16 protein-coding genes and 1 pseudogene are annotated in these 16,322 nt (G+C 40.8%); 3 read left to right on the forward strand and 14 right to left on the reverse strand.

Translation table 11 applies throughout. The annotated features are described in order from the left end of the window. The first annotated feature begins 261 nt into the window (after positions 1-261). Positions 262-1,083 (forward strand): 23S rRNA (guanine(745)-N(1))-methyltransferase, encoded by an 822-nt coding sequence (gene rlmA, locus CDZ78_RS02450; RefSeq protein WP_087868540.1) that lies wholly within the window; start codon positions 262-264, stop codon positions 1,081-1,083. A gap of 93 nt (positions 1,084-1,176) precedes the next feature. On the opposite strand, the gene CDZ78_RS02455 is transcribed toward rlmA, so the two are convergent. The 13 genes from CDZ78_RS02455 to CDZ78_RS02510 form a co-directional block, all read right to left on the reverse strand. Next, positions 1,177-2,931, reverse strand: a complete 1,755-nt coding sequence (locus CDZ78_RS02455; protein ID WP_167374144.1) for a mechanosensitive ion channel family protein — start codon at positions 2,929-2,931, stop codon at positions 1,177-1,179. 299 nt (positions 2,932-3,230) lie between these two features. Beyond that, positions 3,231-3,776 (reverse strand): ribosome biogenesis factor YjgA, encoded by a 546-nt coding sequence (gene yjgA, locus CDZ78_RS02460; protein WP_087868542.1) that lies wholly within the window; start codon positions 3,774-3,776, stop codon positions 3,231-3,233. Position 3,777: 1 nt separating this feature from the next. After that, positions 3,778-3,963, reverse strand: coding sequence for a hypothetical protein (locus CDZ78_RS02465; RefSeq protein WP_087868543.1), 186 nt, complete (start codon positions 3,961-3,963; stop codon positions 3,778-3,780). 130 nt (positions 3,964-4,093) lie between these two features. Then, positions 4,094-5,182, reverse strand: a complete 1,089-nt coding sequence (gene dinB / locus CDZ78_RS02470; RefSeq protein ID WP_087868544.1) for a DNA polymerase IV — start codon at positions 5,180-5,182, stop codon at positions 4,094-4,096. Positions 5,183-5,186: 4 nt separating this feature from the next. Continuing rightward, positions 5,187-5,501 carry a DUF4389 domain-containing protein gene (locus CDZ78_RS02475; RefSeq protein ID WP_087868545.1) on the reverse strand — a complete coding sequence of 105 codons (315 nt, stop codon included), beginning with the start codon at positions 5,499-5,501 and terminating at the stop codon, positions 5,187-5,189. 7 nt (positions 5,502-5,508) lie between these two features. Continuing rightward, entirely contained in the window at positions 5,509-6,525 is a 1,017-nt protein-coding gene (locus CDZ78_RS02480) for a DUF2333 family protein (RefSeq protein WP_087868546.1), read from the reverse strand. Positions 6,526-6,986: 461 nt separating this feature from the next. Then, the gene (xerC, locus tag CDZ78_RS02485) at positions 6,987-7,886 is read right to left on the reverse strand and encodes a tyrosine recombinase XerC (RefSeq protein ID WP_087868547.1); all 900 of its coding nucleotides are present in this window, start codon (positions 7,884-7,886) and stop codon (positions 6,987-6,989) included. Between the two features lie 194 nt (positions 7,887-8,080). Next, positions 8,081-8,749: a DUF484 family protein gene (locus CDZ78_RS02490; RefSeq protein ID WP_087868548.1), complete on the reverse strand. Its 669-nt coding sequence runs from the start codon at positions 8,747-8,749 to the stop codon at positions 8,081-8,083. Then, the gene (dapF, locus tag CDZ78_RS02495) at positions 8,746-9,579 is read right to left on the reverse strand and encodes a diaminopimelate epimerase (protein ID WP_087868556.1); all 834 of its coding nucleotides are present in this window, start codon (positions 9,577-9,579) and stop codon (positions 8,746-8,748) included. The genes CDZ78_RS02490 and dapF overlap by 4 nt, the downstream gene beginning before the upstream one ends. A 122-nt stretch (positions 9,580-9,701) precedes the next feature. Next, positions 9,702-10,946 carry a diaminopimelate decarboxylase gene (gene lysA, locus CDZ78_RS02500; RefSeq protein ID WP_087868549.1) on the reverse strand — a complete coding sequence of 415 codons (1,245 nt, stop codon included), beginning with the start codon at positions 10,944-10,946 and terminating at the stop codon, positions 9,702-9,704. Beyond that, the gene (locus CDZ78_RS21000; RefSeq protein WP_140413847.1) at positions 10,946-11,095 is read right to left on the reverse strand and encodes an LptM family lipoprotein; all 150 of its coding nucleotides are present in this window, start codon (positions 11,093-11,095) and stop codon (positions 10,946-10,948) included. The genes lysA and CDZ78_RS21000 overlap by 1 nt, the downstream gene beginning before the upstream one ends. A gap of 19 nt (positions 11,096-11,114) precedes the next feature. Next, positions 11,115-12,491, reverse strand: coding sequence for a TRAP transporter large permease (locus tag CDZ78_RS02505; RefSeq protein WP_087868550.1), 1,377 nt, complete (start codon positions 12,489-12,491; stop codon positions 11,115-11,117). Continuing rightward, a complete protein-coding gene (locus tag CDZ78_RS02510; protein ID WP_087868551.1) occupies positions 12,484-13,017 on the reverse strand; it encodes a TRAP transporter small permease subunit in 534 nt (177 codons plus the stop codon). Before CDZ78_RS02510 ends, CDZ78_RS02505 begins: the two co-directional genes overlap by 8 nt. Positions 13,018-13,344: 327 nt before the next feature. On the opposite strand from CDZ78_RS02510, the gene dhaK reads away from it, so the two are divergent. After that, the gene (gene dhaK, locus CDZ78_RS02515) at positions 13,345-14,334 is read left to right on the forward strand and encodes a dihydroxyacetone kinase subunit DhaK (protein ID WP_087868552.1); all 990 of its coding nucleotides are present in this window, start codon (positions 13,345-13,347) and stop codon (positions 14,332-14,334) included. Positions 14,335-14,410: 76 nt separating this feature from the next. Here the strand turns inward: dhaK and CDZ78_RS02520 are convergent, their stop codons facing one another. Then, the gene (locus CDZ78_RS02520) at positions 14,411-15,406 is read right to left on the reverse strand and encodes a hypothetical protein (RefSeq protein ID WP_087868553.1); all 996 of its coding nucleotides are present in this window, start codon (positions 15,404-15,406) and stop codon (positions 14,411-14,413) included. Positions 15,407-15,753: 347 nt separating this feature from the next. On the opposite strand from CDZ78_RS02520, the pseudogene CDZ78_RS21005 reads away from it, so the two are divergent. Beyond that, positions 15,754-16,322: pseudogene (locus tag CDZ78_RS21005) on the forward strand (IS701 family transposase); the annotation flags it as partial.

Raw genomic sequence — 16,322 nt, forward strand, 5'->3', positions numbered from 1 at the left:
GCTGAATATCCTTGGGAGCAAGGATTTAATAATACCTGAAAGTATATAGCGCAGGATTTTGGCTTCACAGTCGTGCTAAGAAAATAGGCGTATAGCAGGCAATGTAACTACTGCTACCGTGCTGATGACGGACAAAAAGACCAGCAAGGATGGATGATGTGTGTTTCCATGTGCCTAAGTATAGCTAACGTGCAACTGATGTTTCAGGATAATTCATAAAGATAGCGGGCTTAAGCCCCGCCCCTACTATTTAAGTAAGCCATGCCCTATATTTGCCCTATTTGCCAAAACCCTCTTATGCACCACCTGCCCTCTAAAGGCTACTATTGCACCAAAAAACATCACTTTGATCAGGCAAAAGAAGGCTACTTAAATCTGCTCCCCGCACAGCATAAAAAACCTAAAGAGCCCGGGGATAGCAGGGCAATGATGCGTGCACGACGTAATTTTCTCGAAGCGGGTTTTTATCAGCCCATGGCACAGGCGCTAACCAATATTATCGAAAAACACAGACCAGAAACTATACCCATGAATATTCTGGATGTCGGCTGCGGAGAGGGCTACTACTGCCGACAAATCGAGTCTTTAGCCAAGAACCCTGAAGACTTGAATTTACATGGTATAGACATTGCCAAAAATGCTATTTTTGCTGCCGCGAAAAAACAAAAAAATGCCAGGTTTATCGTTGCTAGTAGCAAAAGCATGCCCTATGCCGATGAATATTTTGATTTATTATTTAGAGTCTATGCGCCCTCCGATGCAAAGGAAATGGCCCGGCTCCTAAAGCCCAGTGGCTTATTATTAATTGTCACCCCAGGCCCAAGGCATTTATGGCAATTAAAAGAGTTTATCTACACTAACGTCAAAGAACACTCTATTGATGTACCTCTACCAACTGGTTTCTCACAAATAGAAAGCCAGAGAGTTAGCTTTAACATTCAGCCTGATCAGGATCAGCGCATGGCATTATTGCAAATGACTCCTTTCGCATGGCGCGCTAATGCAGCAACACAAAATAAAATTCAGCATGCTAAAGACTTGATAATTGAAACTGATTTTATATTGACGCTTGCATCTCGCTAGTAATCCCTTACTATTATTAATGGTCCTAATGTAACCAGTAACTGTGCCTTCCCTGACTGGTTCTTCTATTTTCTAAAGACCCCAACTACATTTTTATTCAGCTAATAGATCATGCCTACCCAGCGTTGAACTTTCCTCATCACGATTAATCTGTACATTGGTTGGGTACGCAAAAGAAAGGTTATTTTTTTCCAGAATATCAGCAATTTTAAATAACACATCCTGTTTGACTTCCAGCCATTTTTCCCAGTTTACTGTTTTTGAAAAACAGTAAATCAAAATATCAATCGAAAAGTCATTATAACGATCTAAATACACCAGCTGAGTCGCTTTAATACCATGCACATCTTCCTGAGATAAGAACTTGTTTCTTGCCTGTTTTGATAGATCTTTTTCTTTGGGGCTAGCTATCCCGGGATGCTCCGCAAGCATTTGTTTAATATCTTCTAGTGCCTGGCGAATATCATCCATATTACTCTCATAGGTCACTCCTATATGCATTTTGATACGTCGGCCCACCGAACGACGATTCCAGTTCAATACACTTGCCGTTGATACCAAAGAGTTTGGCATAGTGACCAAAGCATTATCAAAAGTTCTCACCGTAGTGCTACGCAATCCAATTTCCACCACAGTTCCTTCAACATCACCAATTTTTATCCAGTCGCCCATTTTAAAAATACGGTCGATCATGATATTCAGGCCACCAAAAAAATTTGACAGACTATCCTTGGCTGCCATCGCAAACGCCAAGCCTCCTATCCCTAAAGTAGAAAGAATGGCAGTGATATTAATACCCAAATGGCTTAATAAAAGAGTTAATACAACCAAAAAAACGACTCCTTTCAAAGTCTTAACCAGCAATATAACTAGCTCTTTACTATACGCCTGGTTGCGCCTATTCGCTTGCTCAGAGTGAACCGCAGCAACACTATCGATTAAATTAAACAGCAAATAGATATAAAGTCCGCTATAGATAAAATAAATTAAATAATCGATGGTTATTTTAACTTCAGTTTTATATAACAGCGCATTCAAGGCTAAATCAATGCCGAAAAAAAGCATTAAATACAGAATAGGTTTGTGCATACTAACAAACACCAGCTCTATATTTTCCACTTTCCCATCATTCAAAATAAACCGCTCAACCAGCCGGTTACTTGCTCTCGAAACAAAGGGGAAAGCAATAATATTTAATAAAATTATGCACATGGAAACAATAATTCCACCCATATCAATCCGCATAGGTGCAATATTGAAATTAATATCTCTAAATACATCAAGACTATTAAAGTATGAAATAGCACTTATTAAAGAAATTTTCTGAATAAAACTGGTGGTAACGATCTTATCAGGGTTGGCTAAAACATACTCCAGGAAATCCTGATAAACAGTATAGACTCTCAATAACTGGATACGGTTTTTTTCTACATCCTGATAAATCTCACTATCACCTTCAAGTGCTGCCGATATTGAATTAATTTTATTCTTGATCGATTTGATTCTTTTTTGGGTTTCCTTGATTATTTCATCTTTTGCCTTATAGTCCCGGCTCGCCTCAACTAAATAGACGACATACGCCCCCATTTTCCGTTTAATTAATATATAGTCGGTAGTATAACGATCACGCTGCACTGCGACTGTATTCCCTCGCGAGCGATTAATACTGATTTTAGATTGTAGTAATTTTAGTTCTGCGTTACCTATTTCCTGCACATCATAATCGATAAAAGATCCACGTATAACCAATAGCAGGTTCTGAAATACGACATTTCTATTTTGGAGCAGGGCCTGAAGTTTTACATCATCCTCAGCAATAGCCGTAATTTCCTGATTGATTTCACCCACATTTTTAAATATGTCAACGATTACGACATACCTTTCTTCATCATTAGCCGCTTGCAACTGGAACGATAGGAAAAGCAAAAACGTCAATAAAAAAACTCTAATAAACTGGTTAAACATTCGTAACTGTATTCCTAAATTAATTATCCTGGAAAGCGCGATTGAGCACGGATTTTGTGGGAAAACTGAGTGCTACACTAAAGCGGTTATATTCGAGATTTTCCACCATACGCTTGTATGTAGGCCTAGCTTTAGCGTTTGTAAAAGAGTTAAAAAATCTTGAATAAAAACTCGGCACGTCCCTAATCTTCAACCTTGTCTGCTTCGCTCTCTAACAACTCCCTTAAATAACGAAACAATAACCGCGAAGATTTAGGCGGTTTTTCATTAGCTATTTCTTTTTTAGCATTGCGTATCAACTGACGTAGGTACTGTGCATCAGCACCAGGGTTTTGTGCCAGAAACTCAGTTAATACCTGTTTATCATCGGATAAAAATCGTTCACGCCAGCGCTCTAACTGATGCAGTTCACGTGTCGCATGAACACTTTTCGTTTTTATTTTATCTAATTGTTCTTGAATAGACTCAACATCTATCTTACGCATCAAACCCGTAATAAATTTTAGCTGCCGTTTTCTAGCCGCTTTTGCTGGCATTTTTGTAGCTTCCATTATCGCTGCCTGGATATTCTCAGGTAAACCTAAACGCTCTATCTGAGCAGGTGCTAATTGCGTTATCTCTTCACATAAACCGCCTATCGCGGATATATCACGTTTAATTTGTGATTTATTTGGCCTAATGGCCCAAGTCTGCTCTTCTTCCTGATCTGTCTCTATCAATTCACTCATATCAAACCATCATGATTAAAAATATAACAAATAATACTACACCACCAATAGGTACTAGTGCCCCTAACCAATCCTTAGGAGCCTCTTTACTTCGTTGTAACGTAGCCTTAATACCAGGGCCCATCCAGAAAATAAGACCCAACGCCATTACACCCAGTAACACACTTTCCCACATTGCCATTTGCATCTTGCCCTCTCTTGAGTTTTTTAATAATTATAATGACTGGCTCCATAGGGTGTGCTGAGACACGAAGCGCATCACTCGCGAAAGCTGCGCGGCGTAACTCAGCTCCCCCTTACTCATATTGAGCCCAAAACTAATCAAATAAATCCATCTGCCGATAGTAGTTTGTTTGTTTTTCCAGTGATGACAAAGTAATACCTAATAAGCGTATTCTACTCTGCCCTATGCCATCTTTTTGTAATAATTGCCTAAATACAGGCGTTGTTGGTAACTGATTTTTGATCGGCCTATTAAAGGTGAGACTCCGGGTAATCTGCTGAAAATCATGATATTTTACTTTTACCGTCAACGTACGGGCATAAAGCTTTTTAGCTTGAACCTTCAATAGAGCCTTATCCAGTAACTCAGTTAATTGCTGGTAAATTTCATGACTCTGTTGCAGGTCCTGGGCGTAGGTTGTTTCTGTCCCTATAGATTTACTTTCACGATCTGTTTTGACTGGCCGCTCATCGATCCCCTGGGCAATCTTATAAAAAAATAAAGCAGACTTGCCAAAATGTTGCTGTAAAACGGGTAAAGAAAACTGTTTAAGATCTGCTCCATTTTTTATGCCCAATTCATGCATTTTTCGCTCTGTTGCCTTGCCTACTCCATGAAATTTTCCAATAGCTAGTTGCGCAACAAAAGCCTGGCCTTGGTCTGGCGTTATCAAATATAGCCCGTCTGGTTTATCCATATCAGAGGCAATTTTTGCAAAAAATTTATTATAAGAAACGCCTGCCGATGCCACTAGGCCAGTCTCTGATAAAATTTGTTGCTTTATTTTTTGCGCAATTCGACTCGCGGAACCCTCACAAAGCTCACTACCACTCACATCTAAATAAGCCTCATCCAGTGATACCGGCTCAACCTGAGAGGTGTATTGATAAAAAATCTGACGAATGGCTGATGAAGCCTCTTTGTAAATTGCAAAACGAGGTTTGACAAATATTGCCTGAGGACATAAACGGAAGGCCCTTGATGACGGCATAGCTGAATGAATGCCGTATTTTCTTGCTTCATAACTACAGGTGGCAACCACGCCACGACTATCAGGTGCGCCACCCACAATGATGGGCTTATTCTGGTACTTTGGGTTATCCCGCTGTTCAACCGCTGCAAAAAAAGCATCCATATCTATATGAATAATTTTACGCAGCGGTGCCGGCTTTACCCCTGTCATCGCATTATTTTTTAGCGACTAAATCCCTGTTATTAATCGCTTCCTCTGTTAAACCCCAATCAGAAAAAGGGAAAGGAACAGTATCGGTATTAAAGGTCATAAATAGCATTATATGATACAAATAAGCCGCTAATTTCTGACCAAAACCTAAAATATGCTGATTGGTATTACCCGTTAATAAAGCAGAAGCAATTTGCAACAACACCACAACCCATATCAAGGTACGTACAACACCTGCTATCACAGCAAAAATCAGTATAAAGCCAATCCGCTTCCAGGTACTGACTTGCTTAAGATTATCTTGTAACTCTTCTTCCATTATTTTTTTAACCTCTGTTCATTACATCACGTAAATCAAGTGCCGCTGCACTAGCACGCGAAACATAACTAGCCATTGCCAATGAATAATTAGCAGAAATACCAAAGCCATCACCATTCAAAATAACCGGACTGGTAATGGGTGCCAAAGCATTTTCCATTTCATGAATCATAATATCGACAGTATCCATCGCACGCTTATCTTCCAGAATTAGTCTAAAATCATGTTTAATAGCTCTTAATATATGCAGCAATGCCCAGCATGAGCCTCGCGCCTGCCAGAATTCGTCATCCAGTTGCATCCAGGTAGTCTGTGAAATTGCATTTGATTTTTCCTGTTTAAGATCATAAGCTTCATAGCGATCTGTACTGGCTGACAACCGTGTTGAAATACCACCCAGGCGTTTAATAATAATCTCTACATATTGCCATAAATTGTCTGCTCTGGAATAAAAATGTCCCGGGTTTTTATTGGTAGAGTCTGCTAAACGCGCCATATATATATGTAACGCTTCAATCCCCTTTTCATATTCCGCTTCAGTAGATGGCAAAGCCCATGAATTACGCTCATAGTAGAAATATGGCTCAGCCCTGGCTAAATCCGGGTCTTCAGCTGATTGAGACTGCGCACGCGCCAGGTGATTTCTTAATGCAGAAGCACCATCACGCAACATAATCAGTGCCCCATATTCCCAGCTGGGAATATTATCCAGTAGTACACCGGGTACACCCACATCATTAGTAAGATAACCGCCAGGCTTGTAAAGTAATACCTCTGCAATATGTACTAAAGTATTTGCATAGACATATCCATCGGGATATATGTACCCATCGATAGATGAATTTTCAATACCGTTCTTTTCCTGATTCATCTTGGCTTCTGCTACCACATCGAAAGATCTAGGCTCTATGCTCCAGTAACCGCCTAATACCACAATAGCTATTACAGAAAACGCGCAAAGAACGCCGAGAAACCATGCAAATCCTTTAGATTCTGCCTCTTGCGAAAAGTCGCTTGCTGCCATTTTATAATCCTATTCAATTAATTTAATCTATCTGCAAACTCAAAAGCTGCCTATAGTTCACGAAATCATGGGTGGGTGTAGTACAGGAGGTTGTTTTTTGTCGAGTCAAGCCTTGTCCCGCACTTGATACGGGCGCGCTAAAACCTGCGCATAGTCAGTTCCCGCAAGCAGCTATAACAATACATTGGCCGCTATAAATCATTAGGAACGAGAATTAGTCTGACTTATCTTGACTCCACAGCCGGCCTAGAAAAACAGTTGCGTAGCCTGCTATGCGCCTATTTTCCTAGTACGACTATGCAGCCAACTACTGCGCCATACTTTCGGGTATTATTAAACCCTCGCCCCTTAGTTGTAAGCACCCGAAGTCTATTTCATTTACGCAAACAAATGAGCACTATAGTAACACTATTTATAATCGATAGGCATAGATTAATAAGCGATGAAAATGTCCCCGTCAATTATTTAGATTTTTTAGCTCTTGGATGTGCCTGGTCATACACTTCAGCCAGATGTTGAAAGTCTAAATGCGTATAAATTTGTGTGGTACTGATGTTTTCGTGGCCCAGCAATTCTTGCACAGCCCTCAAGTCCTGACTGGCTTCCAGTAAGTGCGTGGCAAAAGAGTGGCGTAGCATATGCGGGTTCACTGATTCCGGAACACCTTTTTTAATACACCATTGTTTTAAGCGTAACTGGATACTACGATTACCCAGGCGCGTACCTTTAACGCTGGTAAACAGTGCCTTTTCATCATCTACAGCAGGGCGAACTTTAAGCCATTCTTGCAATACTTTAATTGCCTTAGTCCCCATAGGTAATAGGCGTGATTTCCCACCTTTACCGCTGACCACAGTTAACTGTTTATCATGAATATCAATATCAGCCAGGTTTAATGAACTCAATTCACTCAAGCGCAAGCCAGAGGAATAAAATAGCTCGAACATCGCTACATCACGTAACTCTAAAACCGAATTTGCTCCTGCATCCAGTAGCGCACTGACTTGATCTACATCCAGCGTTTTAGGTAGTTTTCTAGCTTGTTTCGGTGCTTTAACATGTTGTGCCGGATTGTTTTCTACGAGCCCTGCTTTCATTAAAAATAAATAAAAACTTCTTATCGCAGAAAGTTCACGTTGCAAACTTTTGCTACTAAGCCCGGAACGATGCCGTTCTGCTACATGCTTAAGAATATCAGCTGAACTCAACGCTCCCCAGTCTTCATACTTATAACTCACACAAAAAAGACTTAAATTCTTTAAATCCCTTTGGTAGTTCTTGACTGTATGCTCTGAAACACGCCTTTCAACTTTTAACTGAGTTAGAAAATCGATAACTTGCTGCCTGGCTTGCTCTTGCATATCAATATACTTACTTTAGGTGATTGTCGGAAAAGAATATACCAGATAACATAGGATTTTTGTTCATCTTCAAAGCCTGCCCCGTACTTGATACGGGGGCGAGATTACAGGCGCATAGTTGTGCTATGTAACTGTAGTCGCAACGCCGAAGAAGGATAAAAAGACAAGTAAGCTGGTATGTTATTTGACAGAAATCACCTTAACAACGCTGCAAAACGCGTACCTATAATTTCACTTATTTGCGTTAAAAATAGATGTCCCATACTATAATGAAATCGATCTTCTTCCCGACTACCAATGGCAATCAAGCCTTCAATTTCAGTATAAGCCATAGGAATAATAACGCATGATCTAACTTCCAGCGCATTTTCACCAAACAGGAATCTAGCTTGCGCCAAAGTAGGTCGCCCACAGTTAGCCTTATTACTATTTAGTTCGGTGATAAAATGCGTTAACTCCTCACTTTCTGGATCAACAAATAAATCTGCCAAAGCCGTTTTATTTTTTTCTGCACTAATAATTCTGACGGCAAAAAAATCAGTTAGAAAACATTCAGCCAAGACCACATTCAGGTTTTCAATCGCTGTTTCCAGCGTATCCGCCTCAAGTACAGCCAGGGTTAACTCATGCATTTTATTGGCTGAATTATCATTATCTCTGGCAATTTCAATCAGACCATTTAACTGTGCTTCCATCTCATGATGGCGGTTGCGAAATAATTCTAATTGCTTAGAAATCAATGATACTGCGTCACCACTAGGATGAGGAATACTAATATGCTCTAATAACTCCAGATGCTCATGAAAAAATTCTGGATGCTGTTTTAAATAAGCTTCCACTTCTGTTGAACCCAGTTCATTCATATCTCTATACTTCCTCCAAAAATACTGACGGCAGGTCCGGTCATAAAGACTGGATGATCACGCCCTTCCCAATAAATTTTAAGCTGCCCACCCGGCAACTCAACCAGCACATTATTAGCTAATAGATGCTGCTCTATACCTATGACCACTGCGGCACAGGCGCCACTACCACAAGCTAGTGTTTCACCAGCCCCTCTTTCATAGACACGCAATTTTATATTATTTTTATCAATCACTTGCATAAAGCCAATGTTCGCCCTTTCCGGAAAAAACACATGACTTTCCAAAGCTTCCCCTACTTCTTCAACAGCGGCCAGTTTCACATCGGTCACCTGTAATACCGCATGGGGATTACCTAAAGATACTGCACCAAAGGCCTTTTCCACATCACCAACTTTAACCGTATAAAACTTTTCTTCCTGCTCTGTTTGCAGAGGAATAAGTGCTGGTTTATGCCGGGGCACCCCCATGTTGACAGTAATTAAACCATCATCATCATCAAAAGTTAACAACAGCTGCCCAGCATGTGTATCCACCAGGATATTGTCTTTATAAGACAATTTTTTATCTCTGATAAAGCGTGCAAAACAGCGAGCCCCATTCCCACATTGCGCAACTTCACTACCATCTGCATTGAAGATACGATAGCGGAAATCAGCATCAGAATGCTGGCCATACTCTACTAATAACAACTGATCACAGCCCACACCAAAGTGACGGTCAGCAATAAATCGAATTTGTTCGGGTGACAGAGTAATCTCCTGCCGAATAGCATCTATCACGACAAAGTCATTGCCCAGACCATGCATTTTTGTAAATTCAATTAACATTAAACGATTCCATAAATCTTCATCACTGTAGGGCGCGGCTTTAGCCCGCCGATAGGAAGCCACTAAAGGCGGGCTAAAGCCGCGCCCTACCTTAAATTAATCATAGCGGGCTAAAGTCCGCTCTACAATAAATGCTCACCCGCCCATAGCTGCGCAATAGTTTCTCGCTCTCTGATAAGATGGGTATTCTCGCCATCAACCATAAGCTCCGCTACTCTAGGGCGTGAGTTATAATTTGAGCTCATGGTGAAACCGTAGGCTCCCGACGAGCGAATAGCTAATAGATCTCCCTCTCTTAACGCTAAGCATCGATCTTTTCCCAGAAAATCACCCGTTTCACACACTGGCCCGACAATATCCCAGACTTTCTCAAGCTCTTTACTACCCAACTGAACTGGAATAATAGCCTGCCAGGAACTATAGAGCGATGGACGCACCAAATCATTCATCGCTGCATCAACAATGGCAAAGTTTTTATGTTCTGTCGGTTTTAAATATTCAACTTTAGTTACTAGAATCCCGGCATTTCCAGCAATGGCTCGCCCAGGTTCTAATAAAATTTCTAATTCATTATGCCCTAGACGCTCTAGAAGAGCAGCAACATATTCAGCCGGTTCAGGTGGTGTTTCATCGTTATAACAAATACCTAAACCACCACCTAAATCAAGATGATGTAAATTTATCCCTTCCGCTTTTAGAGCATCCACAATTTTCAACACACGATCTAAAGCATCTAAAAAAGGTCGCGTTTCAGTGAGTTGTGAACCGATATGACAATCAATACCCACTATCTCAATATGCTGCATTGCAGCTGCCCGGCGATACTCACCCAATGCTCCAGCTATATCAATACCAAATTTATTTTCTTTTAAACCCGTAGAAATATAAGGGTGTGTTTTGGCATCTACATCCGGGTTTACCCGAAAAGAAACGGGGGCTATCATCCCTAATTCACCAGCTATCTGGTTTATTCTATCCAGCTCACCTTTAACTTCAATATTAAAACAGCGAATACCTGCCTGTAACGCAGCTCTAATTTCATCTTCTCGCTTACCGACACCCGAAAAAACCACCTTTTTTGGGTCGCCTTTTGCTACAAGCACTCGCTCCAGTTCACCCAATGAAACGATATCAAAACCAGAACCTAATCGCGCCAGAGTATTTAAAATGGCAATATTGGAATTAGCTTTAACCGCATAACAGATCAAATGAGCCTGCTTACCGAAAGCCGAATCAAAAGCATGCCAATGACGCTCTAAAGTTGCTTTGGAATATATATAACAGGGAGATCCGTATTCAGTGACTATTTCCTCAATAGCTACATCTTCTGCGCAAAGACTATTCTCACGGTAGTTAAAATAATCCATTAATCTAATCCTGCATCTGGCTTGCTGTTTTCAATCGATTTATCTTCTATCGTCTCATTTTCAATTGGCATAAATAAAGGTCCCTGCTGACCACATGCGTTTAATACAACGCTAAATAATATAAAAATTAATAATCGTCTATATGTCATAAGATTATGTATTAGAGCATCAAGCATAAATTAGAGAGGGTAACCAGGTTGCCAGCTCGGGAAAATAGGCCAAAATCCCCAGCAACAGTAATTGTATGACAATAAAAGGCATAACACCTTTATAAATTTGCCCAGTCGTTACCTCGGCTGGAGCAACGCCACGCAAATAAAACAATGCAAAGCCAAAAGGTGGCGTTAGAAACGACGTTTGTAAATTTAAAGCAATCATAATCCCTAGCCAAACGGGATCAATCCCCATTGCCAATAGAACCGGTCCAACGATGGGCACTATAACAAAGGTAATTTCAATAAAATCCAGCACAAAGCCGAGTAAAAACATCACCAGCATCACCATAAACAATGCACCAAACTTCCCACCGGGCAAATCAGACAAAAGCCCAACAATAAGTTCATCACCTTCAAAACCTCTAAATACCAGTGAGAATAATGCCGCACCAATAAGTATCATAAACACCATGCTGGTGATTTGCGTGGTATTGCGCATTACTTCCAGCAATATAGTTTTATTTAATTGTTTATTGATAAATGCCAGTAATAGTGCCCCAGCCCCACCCACGGAAGCGGCTTCTGTCGGCGTTGCCAGCCCGCCAACAATTGATCCTAAGACTGCTAATATCAACATTAAAGGAGGCAATAAGCTTTTGCAAACACGCAAATAAAAACCCTGTTGATGGTTCTCGGTTCTTTCCGGCTTTGGTAGCTTATCGGGATATATCCATGCTGTTACAAAAATATAAACCAGGTATAAACCTACCAGTAATAACCCAGGCAAGATGGCTCCGGCAAATAAATCACCGACTGAAATAGTTTCCGGTGCGAAAACCCCCATATCTAATTGTGCCTGCTGATAAGCTGAAGAGATGACATCACCCAGTAATACCAGAACAATTGAAGGAGGAATTATCTGCCCTAGGGTCCCTGAAGCACAGATAATCCCACAGGACACGCTTGGGTCATAGCCTCGTTTTAGCATAGTCGGCAAGGATAATAAGCCCATCGTCACAACAGTAGCCCCTACTATTCCCGTGCTGGCAGCCATCAGCATACCTACAATGGTTACCGCTAAACCTAAACCTCCATGTAAAGAGCCAAATAATTCTGACATTGCCTCCAGTAAAGACTCGGCAATCTTTGCACGTTCCAGCATCACACCCATAAAGACAAATAAGGGCACGGCTATTAAAGTCTCATTATTCATGATGCCAAATAAACGATTCGGCAAAGCGGTTAAAAAGTCAGCATCGAAAGTATCTAGCTGCAAGCCTAATAAGGCAAACATTAATGCAGTGCCACTCAGCACAAAGGCAACGGGATAGCCTGACAGCAAGACCACAAAGACTGCCAGAAACATCCATAACGCCATATAACTATCCATGCTTTGTTCCTGGTTCAAAAATGTAGACTATTTCACTCATTAATAAAGATAAGCCTTGTAAAATCAACAACCCAGACATAAGCAATAAACAACTTTTAAGTAAATAAACCAAAGGTAGCCCACCTGAATTACGTGAGCCTTCCAATATATCCCAGGAACTCATGACATACTCCCAACTGCTCCAGAGCATAAAGCCAGCCACAGGTAACAATAAAAACAGAGTCCCCAGTAAATCAATCCATGCCTTAATTTTTGGCGTACAGCGCTGATAGATAATATCCACACGTACATGCCCGTCATGTTTTAGCGTATAAGCCGCCCCCAGCATAAACACCAGCCCATGCAGATAAATAATAGACTCCTGCATCATCACCCAGCTAAGATCAAACAGATAGCGCAGTAGCACAATGCAAAATGTCACTAAAACCATGACTAAAGTTAACCAGGACACAAAACGCCCAATTCGCTCATTCAAAGAGTCAATTGCGTGCGCACTACGCTTAAAAAAAGAAAAAAATAAGAACATAAATACTTCTACAAATCGCTAAATAATAACCTAACCGGATATTATACTGCATAACACTATTATGTAGAGCGGACTTCAGTCCGCAACTCACTATATAGACATCATCAGAACCAGTAGTCATACGCTAGATTTTTATTAGTGTATAAACCTACAAAATGGCATTCCGACATAGGCCATATATAGCCGAATTACCCATAGTGGAATGAAGTCCTATTCAGCGTTTTACATACGTGCTTTTACATGCATATTTTTTATCAGTGAAGTATAATCCCACACGAATACCAAAACTTATCTCAGGAAAACAACAATAATTTCAGGAAACCAATAATGAAAAAATTTTATAACACCATCGACAGCCTGTTTAATGAAAGCATCAAAGGCGTTGCCAAAGCACACAGTGATATTTTAAAGCTAAATCCTGACCCTTGCTTTATCACTCGCACCGCTCCTGTAGCTGCAAACAAAGTCGCGATAATTTCTGGCGGCGGCGCAGGGCACGAACCACTACATGCTGGCTTTGTTGGTAAAGGCATGTTAGATGCAGCTTGCCCAGGGCAAACATTTACTTCTCCTACACCAGATCAAATGATGATGGCTGCAGAAGAAGTTAACAACGGGGCGGGCGTCATATTTATCGTCAAAAACTACGCTGGCGATATAATGAACTTTGAAATCGGTGCAGAAATGTCTGACTGCGAGTCTGCGTCCGTTATTGTTGCAGATGACGTTTCCCTACCGAAGGATCACCCGATTGGTCGTCGCGGTGTTGCAGGCACATTGATTGTTGAAAAAATGGTCGGTGCTGCAGCAGAAAATGGTGCAGACCTGGCTACTTGTAAAGCCATCGGTGATCGTGTTGCAGATACGACTGCATCGATGGGCGTTGCCTTAACAAGTTGTACTATCCCTGCATTAAGCGAGCCGACTTTTGAGCTAGCAGAAAATGAAATGGAAATGGGCGTTGGCATACACGGTGAGCGTGGCATTGAAACCATGAAACTGGGTACCGCAAAAGAAATTACTGCCATCATTTGTAAAAAAATCGAGGATGACTTAAAGCCGCAAAAAGGTCAAAGAATTCTGCTACACGTAAATGGCTTAGGTGCAACTCCTCCAATGGAGCAGTATTTAGTCTTTGATGAGGCATGTCAATACTGGGAAGAGCGTGGCGTAATTATTGAGCGCTCTTTAGTGGGTGATTATACGACTGCTCTGGATATGGCAGGTATTTCAATCACAGTAACTTTATTAGATGATGAACTCATCGAATTATGGGATGCGCCTGTGCATACTGCTAATTTACGTTGGGGTTGTTAAGTAATTATCAAACTGGAAGCGGGGTCTTTAGCCCCGCCGACACCATGCGGAGCCAAAGACCCCGCTTCCTTAACATTCAAGACAAAATCCTTTTAAAGCCATGTAAAACCTGAAAATAGTTATCGTAACTAGCTATATTTCTACCTTCAATAATAAATTCTGGTGCCTCCTCTTTATCGACCGCCTCCTGCCAAACACCGCCAGTCACTCTGCAATCATCCGCCACAACTCGATTAATGCGCTCTAAAGATAGCTGTTCTTTGTGTTCTGCATTATAGTTCCAAACTTGCAGAATCTTATTCTCTTTATCGACAGCAAGCAATATAAGTCGTTTATTTGAACCAATAAGCCATAACCGGCTATTCTCCAATACCCTTATAGAGGCTTCAGTTTCTATAGATTCCGCAAAGCGAATATCAGTATAAATAAACTGTGGCGTTTCGCCTTGTTCCATTATGCTTAATATATAACGCGCTAAAAAAGGCTTTATTTTCTTTTCAGGAGAACCTGAACAAAGATTAGTTCTTAAATAATCCGCATCATTGCTATCTATCTTTAACTGAATTTTTATACCAAACCGCGATTCAATTTTTCTACGCCAGCCTATAAGCTTTTTTTCTGCTTGTTCATTTCCTTTTTGAATAACACTATTTTCGACAAAAGTACTCAGTTTATTCACTACTCTCTGCTTATCTTCCTGGCTAAAAAAATCATTTTCAAACCTTTCTGGCTGGGCACTTTTCCCCTGAGCCATGCAGTGATAAATAAAAATTCGGTCATATTCACTGCGCATCGATAAGGCAGTGACAATTTTCAGAGCCTTTCCCAGAGCACTCTGTTGAACAGGCGAAAAATGATAAAGTATTTCTGTAAGTTCTACAGCATAAATCCCGTGCTCACAACGATAACGAAAAGACTTATCGCCAAAAATCGTGGTCGCCTGCTCGCCAATAATTTCTATAACATCATGTAACAGATTTAAAGCATACTTCTCTGAGCCTTTTTTTGCGACCTGCTTTCCCGCTTCAATGGCGATTGTTTGAGCAATTCCGATAACTGGATTAGCTGCCATACCAATCCGTAGCACGGGCGCAGCAAAGCTTAAAAATGGCTCGGCTTTTTTATAGTAGCCGTAAACAGTAACAGATTGTTGAATGTATGAATAAGTTGTTTTCAGATTGTATTCTTTTATATTGATTGGGAATCCATCAACTGAAGTTTCCTAGTTTTTAAAGCATAAGCATATTAGTTAGTGCTTATTTTTAATAAATATTAGCATTCCCTAATAACACTGCACTCCGTTTGCTAAAACCCTTGAATTTACTTAAAAAACAATAGGTTAATGATGAATGAGACCTGTTTTTACTGTATAATAAAAGATGTTAACTCATTGATTATACAAACAAAACGGCCTCATTCATGTTCATTTTACGCGATATTTTACTCCCGCTTCAATATCATTTTTCCGAAACCACTTTAGGCCGCGAACGAGCCTCTCTGTTTGTTTACACGATCCTGTCCATTATCGTTCCCTTTACGTCGTCGATGACATCTAACCTTTGGCGTTGCCTTGATACGCTGTTTGGGTTTGAGATCAAGAATAAGCGATTTTACACTTTCATGGCTTCTCCAACGCTACCGTGGGCTGGGCTATGGCAAACTATCTGGGGGCTAATCCCGTCCCCTGAAACTGATGGCCGCATATTGGTTGGTTTGGATGACTCCATTATCACTAAAGTAGGCAAGAAAATCTTCGGTTGTGAAGCAATTTTTGACCACGCGGCCAAGTCGAACCAAAGCAAATATCCATGGGCACAAAATATTGTATCGGTGGGGTTGTTGAAACAGGTCAAAGGTCGCTGGGCGTGCTTATTTTTAGATTTCCGGTTTTATCTGCCCTTAAAAACAATTCAGGGAAAAAAAGAGACAGCCACGATAAGAGGGGAAGTAGTTCCTTTCCAGACCAAGATGGCTCAGGCGGCTCAAAT

It is taken from the genome of Bathymodiolus platifrons methanotrophic gill symbiont, from assembly GCF_002189065.1.
Classification (GTDB): domain Bacteria; phylum Pseudomonadota; class Gammaproteobacteria; order Methylococcales; family Methylomonadaceae; genus Methyloprofundus.

Coding starts and splice junctions, on each gene's coding strand:
- CDZ78_RS02465 (WP_087868543.1), bottom strand. CDS start 3,963: ATGCAAATGGCAATGTGGGAAAGTGTGTTACTGGGTGTAATGGCGTTG.
- yjgA (WP_087868542.1), bottom strand. CDS start 3,776: ATGAGTGAATTGATAGAGACAGATCAGGAAGAAGAGCAGACTTGGGCC.
- CDZ78_RS21000 (WP_140413847.1), bottom strand. CDS start 11,095: ATGACATATAGACGATTATTAATTTTTATATTATTTAGCGTTGTATTA.
- xerC (WP_087868547.1), bottom strand. CDS start 7,886: ATGCAAGAGCAAGCCAGGCAGCAAGTTATCGATTTTCTAACTCAGTTA.
- dapF (WP_087868556.1), bottom strand. CDS start 9,579: ATGTTAATTGAATTTACAAAAATGCATGGTCTGGGCAATGACTTTGTC.
- CDZ78_RS02480 (WP_087868546.1), bottom strand. CDS start 6,525: ATGGCAGCAAGCGACTTTTCGCAAGAGGCAGAATCTAAAGGATTTGCA.
- CDZ78_RS02505 (WP_087868550.1), bottom strand. CDS start 12,491: ATGGATAGTTATATGGCGTTATGGATGTTTCTGGCAGTCTTTGTGGTC.
- rlmA (WP_087868540.1), top strand. CDS start 262: ATGCCCTATATTTGCCCTATTTGCCAAAACCCTCTTATGCACCACCTG.
- dhaK (WP_087868552.1), top strand. CDS start 13,345: ATGAAAAAATTTTATAACACCATCGACAGCCTGTTTAATGAAAGCATC.
- CDZ78_RS02510 (WP_087868551.1), bottom strand. CDS start 13,017: ATGTTCTTATTTTTTTCTTTTTTTAAGCGTAGTGCGCACGCAATTGAC.
- dinB (WP_087868544.1), bottom strand. CDS start 5,182: ATGACAGGGGTAAAGCCGGCACCGCTGCGTAAAATTATTCATATAGAT.
- CDZ78_RS02475 (WP_087868545.1), bottom strand. CDS start 5,501: ATGGAAGAAGAGTTACAAGATAATCTTAAGCAAGTCAGTACCTGGAAG.
- lysA (WP_087868549.1), bottom strand. CDS start 10,946: ATGGATTATTTTAACTACCGTGAGAATAGTCTTTGCGCAGAAGATGTA.
- CDZ78_RS02490 (WP_087868548.1), bottom strand. CDS start 8,749: ATGAATGAACTGGGTTCAACAGAAGTGGAAGCTTATTTAAAACAGCAT.
- CDZ78_RS02520 (WP_087868553.1), bottom strand. CDS start 15,406: ATGGCAGCTAATCCAGTTATCGGAATTGCTCAAACAATCGCCATTGAA.